The organism is Mesorhizobium sp. B2-4-1, from assembly GCF_006442185.1.
In the GTDB taxonomy this organism is placed as follows: domain Bacteria; phylum Pseudomonadota; class Alphaproteobacteria; order Rhizobiales; family Rhizobiaceae; genus Mesorhizobium.
Genome location: NZ_VFVN01000002.1, coordinates 164,588 through 179,466 on the forward strand (window position 1 = coordinate 164,588; position 14,879 = coordinate 179,466).

14 protein-coding genes and 2 tRNA genes are annotated in these 14,879 nt (G+C 60.3%); 12 read left to right on the forward strand and 4 right to left on the reverse strand.

Going from position 1 to position 14,879, the window contains the following annotated elements; translation table 11 throughout:
- Positions 1-14 precede the first annotated feature (14 nt).
- From FJ949_RS05415 to FJ949_RS30225, 8 genes are all read left to right on the forward strand, one after another.
- Positions 15-1,055, forward strand: coding sequence for a sugar ABC transporter substrate-binding protein (locus tag FJ949_RS05415; protein WP_140493905.1), 1,041 nt, complete (start codon positions 15-17; stop codon positions 1,053-1,055).
- Positions 1,056-1,160: 105 nt separating this feature from the next.
- The gene (locus FJ949_RS05420) at positions 1,161-2,156 is read left to right on the forward strand and encodes an ABC transporter permease (RefSeq protein WP_140493908.1); all 996 of its coding nucleotides are present in this window, start codon (positions 1,161-1,163) and stop codon (positions 2,154-2,156) included.
- A complete protein-coding gene (locus tag FJ949_RS05425) occupies positions 2,153-2,938 on the forward strand; it encodes an SDR family oxidoreductase (RefSeq protein ID WP_140493910.1) in 786 nt (261 codons plus the stop codon). Before FJ949_RS05420 ends, FJ949_RS05425 begins: the two co-directional genes overlap by 4 nt.
- Positions 2,939-3,095: 157 nt before the next feature.
- Positions 3,096-3,299 carry a CsbD family protein gene (locus FJ949_RS05430; RefSeq protein ID WP_140493912.1) on the forward strand — a complete coding sequence of 68 codons (204 nt, stop codon included), beginning with the start codon at positions 3,096-3,098 and terminating at the stop codon, positions 3,297-3,299.
- Between the two features lie 869 nt (positions 3,300-4,168).
- Entirely contained in the window at positions 4,169-4,378 is a 210-nt protein-coding gene (locus FJ949_RS05435) for a hypothetical protein (RefSeq protein ID WP_140495002.1), read from the forward strand.
- On the forward strand, positions 4,375-5,781 hold the full coding sequence (locus FJ949_RS05440) for a class I SAM-dependent methyltransferase (RefSeq protein ID WP_140493914.1): 1,407 nt from the start codon (positions 4,375-4,377) through the stop codon (positions 5,779-5,781). Before FJ949_RS05435 ends, FJ949_RS05440 begins: the two co-directional genes overlap by 4 nt.
- A gap of 36 nt (positions 5,782-5,817) precedes the next feature.
- A complete protein-coding gene (locus FJ949_RS05445; protein ID WP_140493916.1) occupies positions 5,818-7,569 on the forward strand; it encodes a sulfatase-like hydrolase/transferase in 1,752 nt (583 codons plus the stop codon).
- 129 nt (positions 7,570-7,698) lie between these two features.
- Complete coding sequence (locus FJ949_RS30225; protein WP_181171936.1) at positions 7,699-7,848, forward strand: hypothetical protein; 150 nt, start codon at positions 7,699-7,701, stop codon at positions 7,846-7,848.
- A 46-nt stretch (positions 7,849-7,894) separates the two neighbouring features.
- Here the strand turns inward: FJ949_RS30225 and FJ949_RS05450 are convergent.
- Positions 7,895-7,971 (reverse strand) — tRNA-Asp (locus tag FJ949_RS05450).
- Between the two features lie 216 nt (positions 7,972-8,187).
- Here FJ949_RS05450 and FJ949_RS05455 point away from each other — a divergent pair.
- A tRNA-Val gene (locus FJ949_RS05455) sits at positions 8,188-8,263 on the forward strand.
- 26 nt (positions 8,264-8,289) lie between these two features.
- Here FJ949_RS05455 and rbsK read toward each other — a convergent pair.
- Genes rbsK through ugpC form a run of 3 tightly spaced genes read right to left on the reverse strand, consistent with a single transcriptional unit; the run spans position 8,290 to position 10,753 of the window.
- On the reverse strand, positions 8,290-9,219 hold the full coding sequence (gene rbsK, locus FJ949_RS05460; RefSeq protein ID WP_140493918.1) for a ribokinase: 930 nt from the start codon (positions 9,217-9,219) through the stop codon (positions 8,290-8,292).
- A gap of 4 nt (positions 9,220-9,223) precedes the next feature.
- The gene (locus FJ949_RS05465) at positions 9,224-9,676 is read right to left on the reverse strand and encodes an RbsD/FucU family protein (RefSeq protein WP_140493920.1); all 453 of its coding nucleotides are present in this window, start codon (positions 9,674-9,676) and stop codon (positions 9,224-9,226) included.
- 27 nt (positions 9,677-9,703) lie between these two features.
- On the reverse strand, positions 9,704-10,753 hold the full coding sequence (gene ugpC / locus FJ949_RS05470) for a sn-glycerol-3-phosphate ABC transporter ATP-binding protein UgpC (protein WP_140493922.1): 1,050 nt from the start codon (positions 10,751-10,753) through the stop codon (positions 9,704-9,706).
- 288 nt (positions 10,754-11,041) lie between these two features.
- On the opposite strand from ugpC, the gene FJ949_RS05475 reads away from it, so the two are divergent.
- The 3 genes from FJ949_RS05475 (at position 11,042) to FJ949_RS05485 (ending at position 14,846) form a co-directional block, all read left to right on the forward strand.
- Positions 11,042-12,706 carry a sugar ABC transporter substrate-binding protein gene (locus tag FJ949_RS05475; protein WP_140493924.1) on the forward strand — a complete coding sequence of 555 codons (1,665 nt, stop codon included), beginning with the start codon at positions 11,042-11,044 and terminating at the stop codon, positions 12,704-12,706.
- Between the two features lie 87 nt (positions 12,707-12,793).
- Complete coding sequence (locus tag FJ949_RS05480; protein WP_140493926.1) at positions 12,794-13,915, forward strand: sugar ABC transporter permease; 1,122 nt, start codon at positions 12,794-12,796, stop codon at positions 13,913-13,915.
- A gap of 13 nt (positions 13,916-13,928) precedes the next feature.
- Positions 13,929-14,846 (forward strand): carbohydrate ABC transporter permease, encoded by a 918-nt coding sequence (locus FJ949_RS05485; RefSeq protein WP_140493928.1) that lies wholly within the window; start codon positions 13,929-13,931, stop codon positions 14,844-14,846.
- Positions 14,847-14,879: the final 33 nt, after the last annotated feature.

Here is a 14,879-nt window from a genome sequence, read left to right on the forward strand (position 1 = left end):
GAGGAGCCAACGACATGAAACGAATACTTCTTTCTGTCCTCGGTATCCTGGCACTGGCAGTTGCCACGCTCACGCCGGCATTCGCCCAGTCCAAGGGTACCGTCTACTACATGGTGCCGACCTTGCTCGATGAGTTCCAGACCGGCTCGGTGAGCGCGCTGGAACTGTTCCTGAAACAGGTCGGCTACGAGATGAAGACGCTGAACGCCGACAACAAGACCGACGCCCAGCAATCGCAGATGAACGACGTCATCGCGCTGAAACCGAAGGCGATCATCCTGGCCGCCGTCGACTTCAACGCGCTGAAGCCGTCGATCGAGGCCGCGCGCGCGGCCGGCATACCTGTCGTGGAATTCGATCGCCAGATCACCTCCACTCCGTCCGACTTCACCTCGGTAGCCGGCACTGTCGAGATCGGCCACGTCGCCGCCGAACAGGCCGAAGCGCTGCTGAAGGCCAAGAACGGCGCTGTGAAGGGCAAGATCCTGCAGGTGCTCGGCGACCCCGGCGATCCCTACACGCTCGACATCCAGAAAGGCTTTGAAGAGAAGATGAAGGCGTTCCCGGACGTCAAGATTATCTCGCTGCCGGCCATGCAATGGGAGGCCAGCAACGCCGGCACCATCGTCGCCGACCAGATGCTTGCCAACCCCGACATCGACTTGATCTTCAGCCACGCCGCGCATCTTTCGGTCGCCGCCGTCGCCTCGCTCGAGGCCGCCGGCAAGAAGCCGGGCGACGTCATGCTGATGAGTTCGAACGGCGCGCCGGTCGGCCTCGACCTGATCCGCAAGGGCTGGCTCAACGTCGAAGTCGAACAGCCGCTCTACGCGCAGGCCGCGGCGGTCGCCATGTTCATGGACAAGGTCGTCAACAAGCAGGAGATCAAGCCCGGCGACTATGACGTGCTTGGCCTGAAATCGGTGGTGACCAAGGAGGCCTGGGGCCCGAACATCAAGATCCCGGGTGCCGCGATCACCAAGGAGAACGTCGACGACCCGGCCTTCTGGGGCAACCAGAAGCCGCCGAAGGACACCGTGAAGTCCGTCGAATAAACCTTCCCCAGAACGGCTCCGGGCCACCCGCCCGGAGCCGCCCTGCCCGGCAGAATTGCCCGGCATAGAGCCGCCGCGGCATTCGAACCCAAACCGGATCAGCCCATGAGCCCCCGCACCCGTCAAATCCTCGAGTTCGTCCTCGATAATCTCGTCTGGTTCATGCTGGTCTTCGTGCTGGTGGTGTTCTCCCTTTTCATTCCCAACTATTTCCAGCTCGGTATTTTCGCCAACATCATCGAAGCCTCCAGCGTGCTGGGCGTGATGTCGATCGGCCTGGCGCTGGTCATCATCGCCGGGCACATGGACCTGTCGGTCGAATCGGTGGCCGCGCTCAGCGCCATGGCGGTCGGCATCCTGTTCTGCTCTTCGGGCATCGGCATCGGCGTGCAGTTGCATCCGGACTGGCTGATGGTGCCGGTCTCGCTGCTGCTGGCGCTTGCCGTCGGCGGCGTCATCGGCGCCTTCAACGGATTCCTGGTCGTCAAGGTCAAGATGAGCGCCTTCATCATCACGCTGGCCTCCTACATCTGGGTGCGCGGCCTGGTGCTGGTCATTTCGGGCGGCCGCTCGGCGCAGGATCTGGCGCCTGCCATCCGCTGGTTCGGCATCCAGCGGCTGATCGGCCTGCCGCTCACCGCCTGGATCGCGATCGCCTGCTTCGTCGTCTTCTCGCTGATCATGGCCAAGACGCCTTTCGGCAGGCATCTGGTGATGATCGGCGGCAACGAGACAGCGACCTTCCGCGCCGGCATTCGCGTCAACCGCAACCTGATCATCGCCTTCGTGCTTGCCGGCGCCATAGCCGGCCTTGCCGGCTGGCTGCTCGCCATCCGCACATCGGGCGCCACCGCCAATCTCGGCGTCGGCCTGCTGTTCAACGCCTTTGCCGCCGTCGTCATCGGCGGCGTCAGCCTGAAGGGCGGCGTCGGCACCTTACCCGGCGTCTATGCCGGCGTGCTGCTTTTGTCGGCAATCAACACGGCGATCAATCTGATGGGCCTGCCCGCCAACTTCACCCAGGTCATTCACGGCCTGCTGGTGCTGGCGGCGGTTCTGCTCGACGCCTTCAAGCAAACCATTCGCCAGAGGCTCGCATGACCGTACGGCCAGAGACCGGAAGACTGTCGGGCAAAGTAGCGCTGATCGTCGGCGCCGCGCGCGGCATCGGCAAGGGCATCGCCCAACGTTTCGCCGAAGAAGGCGCCAGGCTTGTGCTTGCCGACACCGAGATCGAGGTGGGGCGAGCGACCGCCAGTGAACTTGACGCCGCCTTCATCGGCACGGACATCTCGCTTTTGGCCGATGTCGAGGCCGCCGTCGCGCTGGCGCTCGCGCACCATGGCCGCCTCGACGTCATCGTCCAGAACGCCGGCATTTATCCCTGGCAATTGCTGGAGAACACCAGCCCGGACGACTGGGATCGCGTCATGGCGGTCAATCTGCGCGGCAGTTTCAATGCCGCTCGCGCCGCACTGGTGCCGATGAAGGCGCAGCGCCGCGGGCGCATGCTGTTCACCTCCTCGATCACCGGACCGCACGTCACCAGTCCCGGCCACGGCCACTATTCCGCGACCAAGGCAGGCATAAACGGGCTGATCCGTTCGGCGGCGCTCGAATTCGCCGGCTACGGCATAACCGTCAACGGCGTCGAACCCGGCAACATTCTCACCGAGGGAATGGAGCTTCACCGGGGTGCTGCCTTCATCAAGAACATGGAAGACGCCATTCCGCTCGGCCGGCTGGGCAGCCCGCGCGACGTCGCCAATGCCTTCCTGTTCCTGGCCTCCGACGATGCCAGCTACATCACCGGCACCACGATTGTCGTCGATGGCGGGCAATTGCTGCCGGAGGGGAGCGACTTCAGGCTGGCGCCGCCGTGAACAACGCGTGAGGGGAACAAGAAAGCCAGCGCACATCATCACTGATGCCAAGCGCAACCGCAGCGTTCCCGCTGGCGGTGATCGACGGGGATTTGGCCCACCGGAACCTCATGGCGATACACCCGTTCTTCCATGTGTGATTCAGGAGATAGCCACAATGGATTGGAACCGCGTCGAAGGAAACTGGAAGCAGGTCAAGGGTAAAGTCAAGGAGCAGTGGGGGAAGCTCACTGATGATGATCTCGACCGCATCGCCGGCAAACGCGATCAGCTTGAGGGCATTATCCAGGAACGCTACGGCATCGAGAAGGATCGCGTACGCCGGGACGTCGACGACTGGTATAGTCGGCAGGGCTGGTAGATAGCAGAGCTGCCAGGGGAGGCGTCTTTGCCGAGAGCCGTTATGCCAGCGGTCGGCGGGCTCTCTCCGCCCTTCCCGGTCATCGGCATAATGGCGCTCCGGCGCGCAAAAAGGCACAACGTCTACACCTGCAAGATCTGCGGCCAGCAAGCCGATATGCGCCACCAACGCCGGTGGATGAACAGCCGGATCATAGGCCCTTGAGATCGGCTGGAACTCGCCCATGTGGCGCAGATGTTCCGTTATCGCGGAATATCGAACCATAAGGTTTTCTGGCACTATAGTTCCTGGCGGACCCCAACCCGCCTGGCCGGCGTCCTGCAAGTCGGGTTTACCCCACCCGCCCCCAAAAAAGGGCGCCGGCCACCTCGGCTCGGCACGGCGCCAAGTACATCGTTGTTCAAGCAGCCCCACGCTATGATGTTACAGGTCAAGGAGCGACGCAATCGACGCCCTAGCGGCAGCAACCGAGAAGCCGATCTCCCACTGATGCCAAACGCAATCGTGTCCCCCCGGCGGCATCATTCATCGAACGGGCACGTGCCGGCGATATGGTCGAGCGGCAAATATGAGGACTATCGCCTTCACTGCTTCGCCAACCCCGCCGCGACGAAGGCGTTCCTTGGCCATTTTGGCGGAGACCTGTTCGATCCCAAACCCGATCGCAAAAATCCGAGATGTTTGGCGCCGCACGGGCGACGGAGTGGCTCACTAGCGACACGCTGTCGCGGCCATTTCCATCACCATAAGTTTCTCGAAGTGTGAAAGATTTGTGACAAATGTCTGGTCAAACGCGTTGGATCGCATTAAAGGCGCATTAAACAGCAACCGCGCGCAGAGCCGATGGGGAGTATGGGCCTTTGTACAAGATGAGACTGACAGCTTCACTTGGGATGCTATATTTATTGAGTCTGACGGTGTCGGCTCACGCATATCTCGACCCGGGCACCGGGAGCATGCTGCTGCAGGGCTTGATTGCGGGTGTCGCGGCGGGCACTACCGTGTTAACCATCTATTACAATCGCCTCAAACTGCTGTTGGCGCGCATTTTCGGTAAGAATCGTACAGACCGGAAATGAAAGGTTCAGGACTAGTTTTTGAGGACGGATCGTTCCGAGATCCTTCCGGGTCGGTCTTTGTTTCCGATGGCCGGGTTTTCCGCACAGTGACCGACCAGGGCAAAGCGAGCTATGAGGCCGCCCGGGATGCGGGCATCCTGCTACGTTACGCCGAGCTGGATAAAATAGTCCGGACCAGTGAGGTTGCCCCCGCAGATTGGCCCGAGGTTGTAGGAAAACCAGCTTACGTGTTGGAACACGGAGCGATACCATTTGTGAGCTATCCCTACGAATGGTCTTTCGGTGCGTTGAAGGCAGCAGCCCTGCATCATCTTGACCTGCAAATACAACTATTGACCGAGAATTTTGTCCTTTCAGACGCAAGTGCCTATAATGTGCAGTTCGTTGGCTCCAAGCCCATCTTCATCGATATCCTCTCTCTTAGGCCATATCGCGACGGGGAGTATTGGACGGGTCACAGACAATTCTGCGAGCAGTTTCTTAATCCGCTGCTTCTCCGAGCGGTGAAGGGAATCGCCCACAATTCATGGTTCAGGGGTGCGCTGGAGGGCATTTCCACCCGCGATTTTGCTCGCTTGCTCACATTTTCTGAGCGATTTTCGTGGAACATGTTGACCCACGTCACGCTGCAAAGTCGCCTTGAACAGAGCTCCGTGAATGATCCCAGCAACGCTGTCAAAAGGGTTAGCCGAAGCAGAAAGCTACCGCGGGCGGGGTATCACGGCATTTTATCCCAATTGCGCCGGTGGATCGCACGCCTAGAGCCGGCCGACACCGGCAAGACTGTGTGGGGCGCATACGCGAGTATGAACACTTACTCCAGTCAAGAGGCCTCGACAAAACGGCAAATGATCCACGATTTTGCGGCATCCGGCCATGTCGCCACCGCAATCGATCTGGGCTGCAATACTGGCGACTTTTCGGTCGCCGCCTTGGAGGGTGGCGCGAAAGCGGTAGTTGGCTTCGATTTCGATCAGACCGCAGTCGACATCGGATTTTTGCGGGCCGCGTCAGCTAAAATGAACTTTCTTCCGTTGTGGCTGGATGCTGCGAACCCCAGCCCTGATCAAGGATGGGCTCAGAAGGAACGAAAGGGTTTCTCGTCGAGATTCAGAGCTGATGCGGTTCTTGCTCTCGCTTTTGAGCACCATCTTGCCATTGGCAGAAACGTGCCTTTGCACCAGGCCGTCAAATGGATTGTTGACGTTGCTCCCACCGGCATAATCGAGTTCGTCCCCAAGGATGATCCAACAATTCGACAGATGCTTGCTCTTCGAGAGGATATCTTCCCCGATTATAGCCCTTCTTCGTTCGAATGCGCACTTACGTCCGTTTCCCGCATTGCGAAGAAACAAACAGTGTCGGCCACCGGCCGTACACTTTATCAATTCGATAGGCGATGAAATAAAAAGAGATGGTACTTTATCGGGTATTTTCGAATGAGTATTAACGCCAATCGCATTGTTAGAATTTCGACGGCATTTCTTGCCTTACTGTTTCCAATATTAGTCCTTTTCGTTTTTTTTCCGTTGGAGCTTTATGCGAAAAACGCCAAGGAATTGGGGTATGATATTTGGCTCCCCACTATTTTCTTTTATGGCGGCGCATTTATCTTGATATTTGTATGCGCTCTAACCTTGTTCGGAATTCGGGATTTCATAAAAAAGGCGTATTTGCTTCTAGGGGCCTTCGTATTACTCGCCGACGTTTTTGCCCCCGTTCAGCTGAGTCGCTTAGATGGCGCAGCATTCACAAGCCCGGAGCCCATCTCCATCACTGCGGTAGAAGTTGCTATCTTGGTCGCGCTGTTGGCGGTGGGTGCAGTTACGACTCTAGGCACGCTGGTTCGGGTTTTTGCCATCCTGTCGATCGCGTTAATTGCCGGATTGGCCACTGTTGCTGCGGGCCTGCCAGTGCCACCGGCTGAAACCGAAAACTCTCCTAAATCCGGCTTGTCTATAAATGGCCGCTCGGACCTTCCAAATATATATCACTTTCATCTCGATGAGATGCAGTCAGATTTTGCACTTGCCGCCATCGAAGAGATGAATGACCGGAGCATTTTTCGCGGGTTTACGTTTATGCGCCGGAATATTTCAAACTATCCGTATACGTTATCGTCGGTTGCGAGCTATCTGACCGGTACCATATTTCGGAGCGGAAGCTTTCCCGCCTGGAGAGCAGCCTTCGATCAAGGATTGCTGAAAGATCTTCGGACGGATGGTTACGCAGTTGATGTTGTGGGGCTTCCGGAGATATTGCAGACAAATGTTGCAGATGTATTCTTCACGCCAGAGCAGATCACCAAGTACCAATACTCGCTCAAACACCCGCAAATTGTCGAATTTTCTGGATTATTGTTTGCAAAATTGTTTCCAAATTTCTTGACAAATGAGGCCTTGGGGTGGGGACACTCGGCCGGCGAGCGGATTAGCGCGGTATTTGAGCGCAAAGCGGAAAGCTACATCCCGAAGACCGTAGAACAAGGCGTCCATCCATTTCAGGCTGTTGTGGGGATGAAATATCTGATCGCGAATGAACAGCGGTTTGCCGCGCGCGGTAGATACACATTGTTCCAAGCGATCCTTCCTCATGGCCCCTACGTGCTCGATGCAAATTGCATGGTCGATCCCGAACGTGCGGCTGTGGGGATCCAGGCTGCCTACAAGTCTCAGGCCACTTGCGCCATGAAGCTTGTTGTGGAGTTCTTGCAAGAGCTCAAGCGACTGGGCCGCTATGACGACGCCATTATCGTCATACAATCCGACCACGGGTCCGGGTGGGCAGGCTTTTTGAATGCACTCGGTGGCTCAGAGATGAGTCCGCCGTATCACTCCGGCATCACCGCATTTGGAGGCACCACCGCAGCATTTGAAAGCAGGTCGATGGCAACCCTCATGATTAAGCCATCTCAATCGGACTCTGATTTTGCGGTATCTGACGGAGAATCGCAGTTGATCGACGTCTATCCCACAATAATGGACGCGATCGGGCACCAGCCTAACCGACCTCACGATGGTCTGAGTTTGTTGCCCTGCCTAACAGGATCCTGTGAAAGCATCCGCGTGCGCCCGCAAAAATTCTTTGTCTATCCGCACGATGGGGGCATTTCTCCGCTGCTAGCCAATACCGTAGTGTTCACGGCCGGACATGCAGTCTTCACACAAACCGAGACTATACCGGTGCCGTAGCGGTTGAACCGCTTGAATATCGCGATGCGTCCCCCCTCGGCCCGCCCGGTTCATGGACGTTGGGCGTTCCGGTGCGGTCGAGGCCAACGCCGCGCCAGCGGCGCTTCGATCGAGGCGATCTCGGCCAAGATGGCCAATTCAATCGACCAGAACAAGGCGATCCAGAAGACGTACATGCCGGTCAATCTGGTAGCCGTCTGCGCAGCCCGACGTAGGGGCAGGAAACTGCTCGGCCAGGAACGGAATGAATACGAAAAGTTGAAACTCTCCGGAAAATGAGAGTTGAAACTTTTTCAAGGGGCGGTAGCTACCCCCTTGAAACTAATGGCGCGAGTGACGGGGCTCGAACCCGCGACCTCCGGCGTGACAGGCCGGCACTCTAACCAACTGAGCTACACCCGCGCATTGACGAGCACGTGTCAGCCGTGTTCGTCGTTGGGCGCTGGATAAGGGGTTCGCCACCGGGTGTCAAGCGCACGAAACCATCATAACATCAAACTGGAGAAGGTTTTTTGACAGCCGGCGTTTTGTTCGCAAATACGGCCCGCAACCACGGCGTCCCACACTCATTTGGCCTTGCGAAGCTGGTCCCGACCGCTTAAAGGTCCGGCCCGGAGCGGGCGATTAGCTCAGTTGGTAGAGCGCTTCGTTTACACCGAAGATGTCGGCGGTTCGAGCCCGTCATCGCCCACCATTCAGGCGCCTTTCATTCAAAACGCCTCAGCCCCTTGCCAGCAGCGCCTCGACCTCGTGCAAGTCCGGCATGGACGGCGCGGTGCCTGGCCTCGTCACCGAAATGCCCGCAACGGCGCAGGCAAAGCGCACGGCTTGCAGGGGCTCCATCCCACGCGACAGCGCGGCGGCCAGGCCGCCATTGAAGGCATCGCCGGCTCCCGTGGTCTCGACCACCGGGCCGGCGCTGACGGCGGCGACATGTTCGGACCGATCCCTCGTGTGCAGCAATGCGCCTTTCTCTCCCAACGTGACGATGACGGCGCCGGCGCCCTTTTCGAGCAGCTTGCCGGCGGCTGCGCGGGCGTCATCGACAGAGGCGACCTTCATGCCGGTCAACTCCTCCGTCTCCGTCTCGTTGGGCGTGAGGTAGTCGCAGAGCGAATAGATGCGGTCGGGGAGCCTGGCCGCTGGAGCCGGGTTGAGGATGGTCGTCACCCCTGCCCCGCGCGCGATCTCCAACGCCCGCAGCGCCGCCTCGATGGGCTGTTCGAGTTGCGTCACGAAGACGCCGGCACCACGAATCAGGGCGGCATTGGCCTCGATGTCGTCGGGCGAGATCAGCATCGCCGCGCCGGGGCTGACGATGATGGCGTTGTTGCCGGTGCCCTCCTCGACGAAAATATAGGCAGCGCCCGTATAGCTGTCGGGCGTGTCGATCACGGCATTCTTCACGCCGGCGTCCTTCCAGGTGCGCTTGGCCATGTCGGCGAAGGCATCGACGCCGAGGCGCGTGAGGAAGGTTGCATCGGCGCCGAGCTTACCGGCCGCAACCGCCTGGTTCGAACCCTTGCCGCCGGGACCGAGGGTGAAGGACGTTCCAAGGATCGTCTCGCCCATGCGCGGCTGCCGCGCGGCGCGATAGGCCGTGTCGGCGACAAAGACTCCGAGGATGACGATCGGCTTGCCGGCCAGCATGCCGCTACTCCGCATCCGGCGGGACCACGCCCTTGCGGAAGGCAAAACAGCCGTAGAAACGGCGCTCGCCGGTCTGGATGACGCAGTAAGCCTGCTTGGCGCGCTCGTAGAAAGCGTAGCGCTCGACCGGCAGCATCGGCCATGGCTTGCCCTCGGCGGCGTCGATCTCCTTTTGCACTTCCTGCTGGACGGGCGGGATCTCGTCCGGCTTGCCGACGATCTCCATGCGCGCGGCCGAATCGTCGACGAACGTATCCAGCGGGTAGAGCGACAGCACCGCCTTCACGACTTGCGCCGCCGGCGCGTCGATGCGCAGCAGCCGCCCGAGCGCCGTCTGGCGCGCCACCGAATCGGAGGGGAAGTTGGTGTCGGCGACAATCAGGTCGTCGCCGTGTCCCATCGCCCGCAATGCCTGGAGCACGTCGGCATTGAGGAGCGGATTGATCCCTTTGAGCATGATATTCCTCGTGAAATGAGTTTGAGATCAGAGACGCCTGCCGGTCTCGGCATCGAACAGATGGATGTGGTCGAGCCGCGGCCTGAGCTTGAGCGTATCGCCGGGCTTGAAGTCGTGGCGTTCGCGGAACAGCGCCACCATCTCGCCGTCCCCGAAACGCAGGAAGACCAGGGTTTCCGAGCCAGTCGGCTCGACCACCGAAATCTTGGCAGGCACGCCATCGGCATGAATCTCGAGATGCTCCGGCCGCACGCCATAGACGACGGCGCGCCCTTCCTCCACGGCGCTGCCGGGCGTGACCGGGAACAGAGCGCCGGCGATGTCGACACCGCCCTTGCGCGCGACGCCCTTGAGCAGGTTCATCGACGGAGAGCCAATGAAGCCGGCGACAAACAAGTTGGCAGGCCGGTCGAACAGTTCCAGCGGTGCGCCGACCTGTTCAATGCGGCCGTCGCGCATCACCACGATCTTGTCGGCCATGGTCATGGCTTCGATCTGGTCATGCGTGACATAGATGGTGGTGGTCTTCAGCCGCTGGTGCAATTCCTTGATCTCGGTGCGCATCTGCACGCGCAGCTTGGCGTCGAGATTTGAGAGCGGCTCGTCAAACAGGAACACCTGCGGGTTGCGCACGATGGCGCGGCCCATGGCGACGCGCTGGCGCTGGCCGCCGGAAAGCTGCCGGGGATAGCGTTTCAGATAAGGGTTGAGGTCGAGGATGTCGGCGGCGCGCTTGACCCGCTCGGCAACCACGGCCGGATCGGTTTTGCGCAGCTTGAGCGCAAAGGCCATGTTCTGCTCGACTGTCTTGTGCGGATAGAGCGCATAGTTCTGGAACACCATGGCGATGTCGCGCTTGGCCGGCGGCAAGTGGTTGACCACACGGTCGCCGATGGCGATCGTGCCGCCGGAGACGGTCTCCAGCCCCGCCACCATTCTCAGCAGCGTGGACTTGCCGCAACCCGAAGGACCGACCAGCACCACGAATTGGCCGTCAGATATATCGACGCTGACTTCGTGCAGAACCTTGACGGTTCCAAACGCCTTGGCCACTTTGCTGATCGCGACTTGAGCCATATCTCCCCCATCGGCTCCATTGCCGTATGCGCAGAAGCTAACCAACGCGACCTGCCAGGGCAAGCCGGTCTCTTCCCGACAAAACCCGGTCTCGTTGACACGGCGTTTGGTTGCGAGAATAGTGACGGGCGCTGGTCCGAATACCGGTTGCCCGAACCAAAAAAACGGAACCTCAATCGAGCAGGTGGGGTCCTGCATCGTTCGTTTCCGAACCGGGAGAATCGTTTGGCGCTCCAGCGCCTGAGAAATTTGGCCGCATTCACAACAGATATTCTGGGAGGAACATCGATGAAAACAGGTCTCTACGAAACGCTGGTCCGCGCGGGGGCAACCCGACGCGACATATTGAAGGGCGCGGCCTCGATGGCCGCGATCGCTGCCGCATCCGGCGCCGGGCTCGGCGCCCTCACGCGCCCGGCCTCCGCCGCCAGTGAGCTGCGCTCGAAAATCCTGCAGATCCCCGGCGTGGGCAAGGGTCAGCCGACCGACGCCGACTTCCAGAAGGTCGGCGAGCTCTGCCTCGAGGCGACCAAGGCCAATGTCAAGGAAGGCGAATTCGCCGGCGTCGAGCTTACCTTCATGGGTCTCAACAACCAGAACCTGCACAATGTGCTGTTCCGCGGCTTCCTGAAGCCTTGGGAAACCTATACCGGCGCCAAGATCAACTGGATCGATCTGGCGCAGGCCGACTACAATGCCCGTCTGCAGCAGTCGATCGCCACCGGCACGGTCGACTTCGACATCATCGAGATGGGCGCGCCGTTCGAGGGCGACGTCTGCGGCAAGGGCCTCACGTCCGAGATGCCCGACTGGGTCAAGACCCAGATCGATTTCGACGACCTCGTCAACTATCTGAAGCCGCCTGTCGGCACCTGGAACGGCAAGCAGTACCGCGTGACCGTCGACGGCGACGCTCATAATTTCAATTACCGCACCGATGTGTTTTCCGATGCCGACCTCGCCAAGGCCTGGAAGGACGGCGGCGGCGGCGGTGAATGGGGCGTGCCGAAGACCTGGCAGCAGGTCCAGGCGGTCACCAAGTTCCTCAAGGGCAAGCAGGTCAAGGGTCAGGACGTCTACGGCTATCTCGACGCGCCGAAACCCTGGGGCGGATTCGGCTTCTATTTCCTCGGCAGCCGCGCCACCGCCTACGCCAAGCACCCCGACGACAAGGCCTGGCTGTTCGACGCCGACACGATGAAGCCGCGCATCAACAATCCGGCCTGGGTGCGCGCCATACAGGACGTGATCGACGCGCTGCCTTCGGAGCCTGCCGACCAAATCAACGCCGATCCAAACACCACCGCCTTCCAGCAGTTCCTGGCCGGCACCGGCTCGATGGTCACCTGGTGGGGCGATGTCGGCTCGAACGTCAAGACCAACGACTCCTCCGTCGTGGGCGACGTCACCGGCTTCTCGATCCTGCCCGGCTCCGACGATGTCTACAACTCCAAGACCGGGCAGTGGGACAAACTCGCCAGCGGACCGAACTATGCGCCGAACTGCGCCTATCTCGGCTGGGGCGTATACGTCATGGCCCGCGTCGATAGCGACGAGAAGAAGAAGAAGGCGGCATGGTCCGCCGCCGCCCATCTCGGCGGCAAGGACCTGTCGATCTGGACGGCGATGTACCCGTCTGGCTTCCAGCCCTACCGCAACTCACATTTCGACATTCCGGAGTGGGTGGCGGCGGGCTATGACGAAGCCTTCATCACCTCCTATCTCAAGTCGGAATCGGACAGCTACAACCACCCGAACGCGGCGATCGAGCCACGCATTCCCGGCATCTTCCAATACTATTCAGCCGCCGAGGACATTCTGGCTAACACCTTCGCCGGCAAGATGAAGGCCCAGGAGGGCGCAGACGCCATTGCCGCGGCCTGGGAGAAGCTGACCGACCAGATCGGCCGTGACAACCAGATCAAGCTCTACAAGGCCTCGCTCGGTCTGTAGGCAGGCGTTATGGCCCGGCGGAACCTGTTCGCCGGGCCGTATCTCGGCCGGCTTCGGCCGGTCATTTGCGCAAAAGAGGCAAGAGGCGTGGCTGACCAGACTTCGACCACGAATGCGTGGCCGGCAAATTCCGTACCGACCGATCTGATCTCGCCCGGCCGCAAACGGCTTGGTTGGGCCCTGATGGCCGTCGCGACGCTCGGCCTTCTGGCAACGATCCTGGTGCAAATCCTCTACAAGAGCGAGGTCGACACGATCGGCTTCGAGACATGGCGGCCCGTGGTCTACGCCTATGTGCTGTGGGGCGTGGCGCTCGGCGTCGGCCAGGTGCTGACGCGCGGCGAAGACGGCCAGCGGGCGCTGTTCCTGCTGCCGGCGCTGCTGTTCACCATCGCCATGGTGATCTTCCCGACCCTGTTCGGCTTCTACATCGCGCTGACCGACTGGAACCTGAGTTCATTCTCGGGCCGCAAGTTCAACGGGCTCGACAATTTCTGGCAGATGCTCGGCGATCCCTATTATCGCAACGCGCTGTTCAACATGGTGCTCTATGTGCTGGCGGTGCTGGTCGAATATGTCATCGCCTTCGGCCTGGCGCTGCTGCTCAACGCGCAGATCCGGGCGCGCAAATTCTTTCGCGTCGTCTTCCTGATGCCGCTGATGCTGTCGCCGGTCGCGGTCTCGTGGATGATTGGCAAATCGCTGATGGAGTACCGGTTCGGGCCGGCGGCGACACTGGCCCGCCACCTCGGCTGGGACAACCCCGCCTTCTTCTCCAACCCGATCACCGCCCGTATCTCGATCATGATGCTCGACGCCTGGACCTTCATCCCCTTCATGATGATCATGCTGCTTGCCGGCTTGCAGGCGATGTCGCGCGAGGTGCTGGAGGCCGCGCGCGTCGACGGCGCCACGGCCTGGCAAACCTTCTGGCAGGTCACCTTCCCGCTGATGCTGCCGGTGTCGGTGACCGCCGTCGTGTTGCGCATCATCTTCAAGCTGAAACTGGCAGACATCATCATCACGGTCACCTCGGGTGGTCCGGGCGGCGCCACCGATTCCGTGTCGAGCTTTATTTATCGCGAGTACCGGGACCGTTCCAATGTCGGCTACGGCACGATGCTGGCGATGGCCTATCTCGTCATCATCGTGGTGTTCGTGACCTGGCTGCTGAAGGTCGCCAACCGCTTCGTGCGCAATGTGAACTAGTGCGGCAGGGATCATGAGCGTTCAGACCACCGACTATACCGTCTCCGAAATCCACTCGCCGGCGAGCTTCATCACCAGCCGCGTCTTCATCTATGGCGCGCTTGTGTTCTGGGCCTTCATCTGCCTCTTTCCGATCTACTGGACGATCACGACCTCGTTCAAGTCGGCGGTAGACGTGACCCAGGGGCATCTGATCCCCTTCGTCGACTTCCAGCCGGACTGGAAGGGCTGGCGATCGCTTGGCCTGTCGCCGGATTCGATCTTCCAGACGTCGACCGTCCGCGACGAATTCTTCAAGCGCTTCATGAATTCGGTCATCACTTCGGTCGGCGCGTCGAGCCTCGCCATCGTCATCGGCAGCCTCGCCGCCTACGGCCTCACGCGCTACCGCTATCACTTCGCCTGGTTCAAGAACGAGGACATTTCCTTCTTCTTCCTGTCGCAGCTCATCCTGCCGCCGGTCGTGCTCGCACTGCCGTTCCTGGTGCTTTACCGCGAAGTCGGACTGCTCGACACGCGCATCGGGCTGATCCTGCTCTACACGCTGATGGTGCTGCCGATCGTCATCTGGATCATGCGCGACCAGTTCAATTCCATCCCGGTCGAGCTCGAGGAAGCGGCCCTCGTCGACGGGTTGTCGATCTGGGGCGCGTTCTTTCGCATCGTCATGCCGATTGCCCTGCCCGGCATGGTCGCGGCTTTCATCCTGGCGATGGTGCTGTGCTGGAACGAGTATTTCTTCGCCGCCCTTTTGACCTCGACCGACGCCAAGACAATTCCGGTCATGGTGGCGAGCCAGACCGGTTCGCAAGGCATCAACTGGTGGTCGATGGCAGCGCTTGCCACGGCGGCAATCGCGCCCTTGGCCGTCATCGGCATCGCGCTGGAGCGCTACCTGATCATGGGTATGACCGCGGGAGCGGTGAAATAGGCGGCGCCGTCCTTACCTTCTCCACAAGGGAGA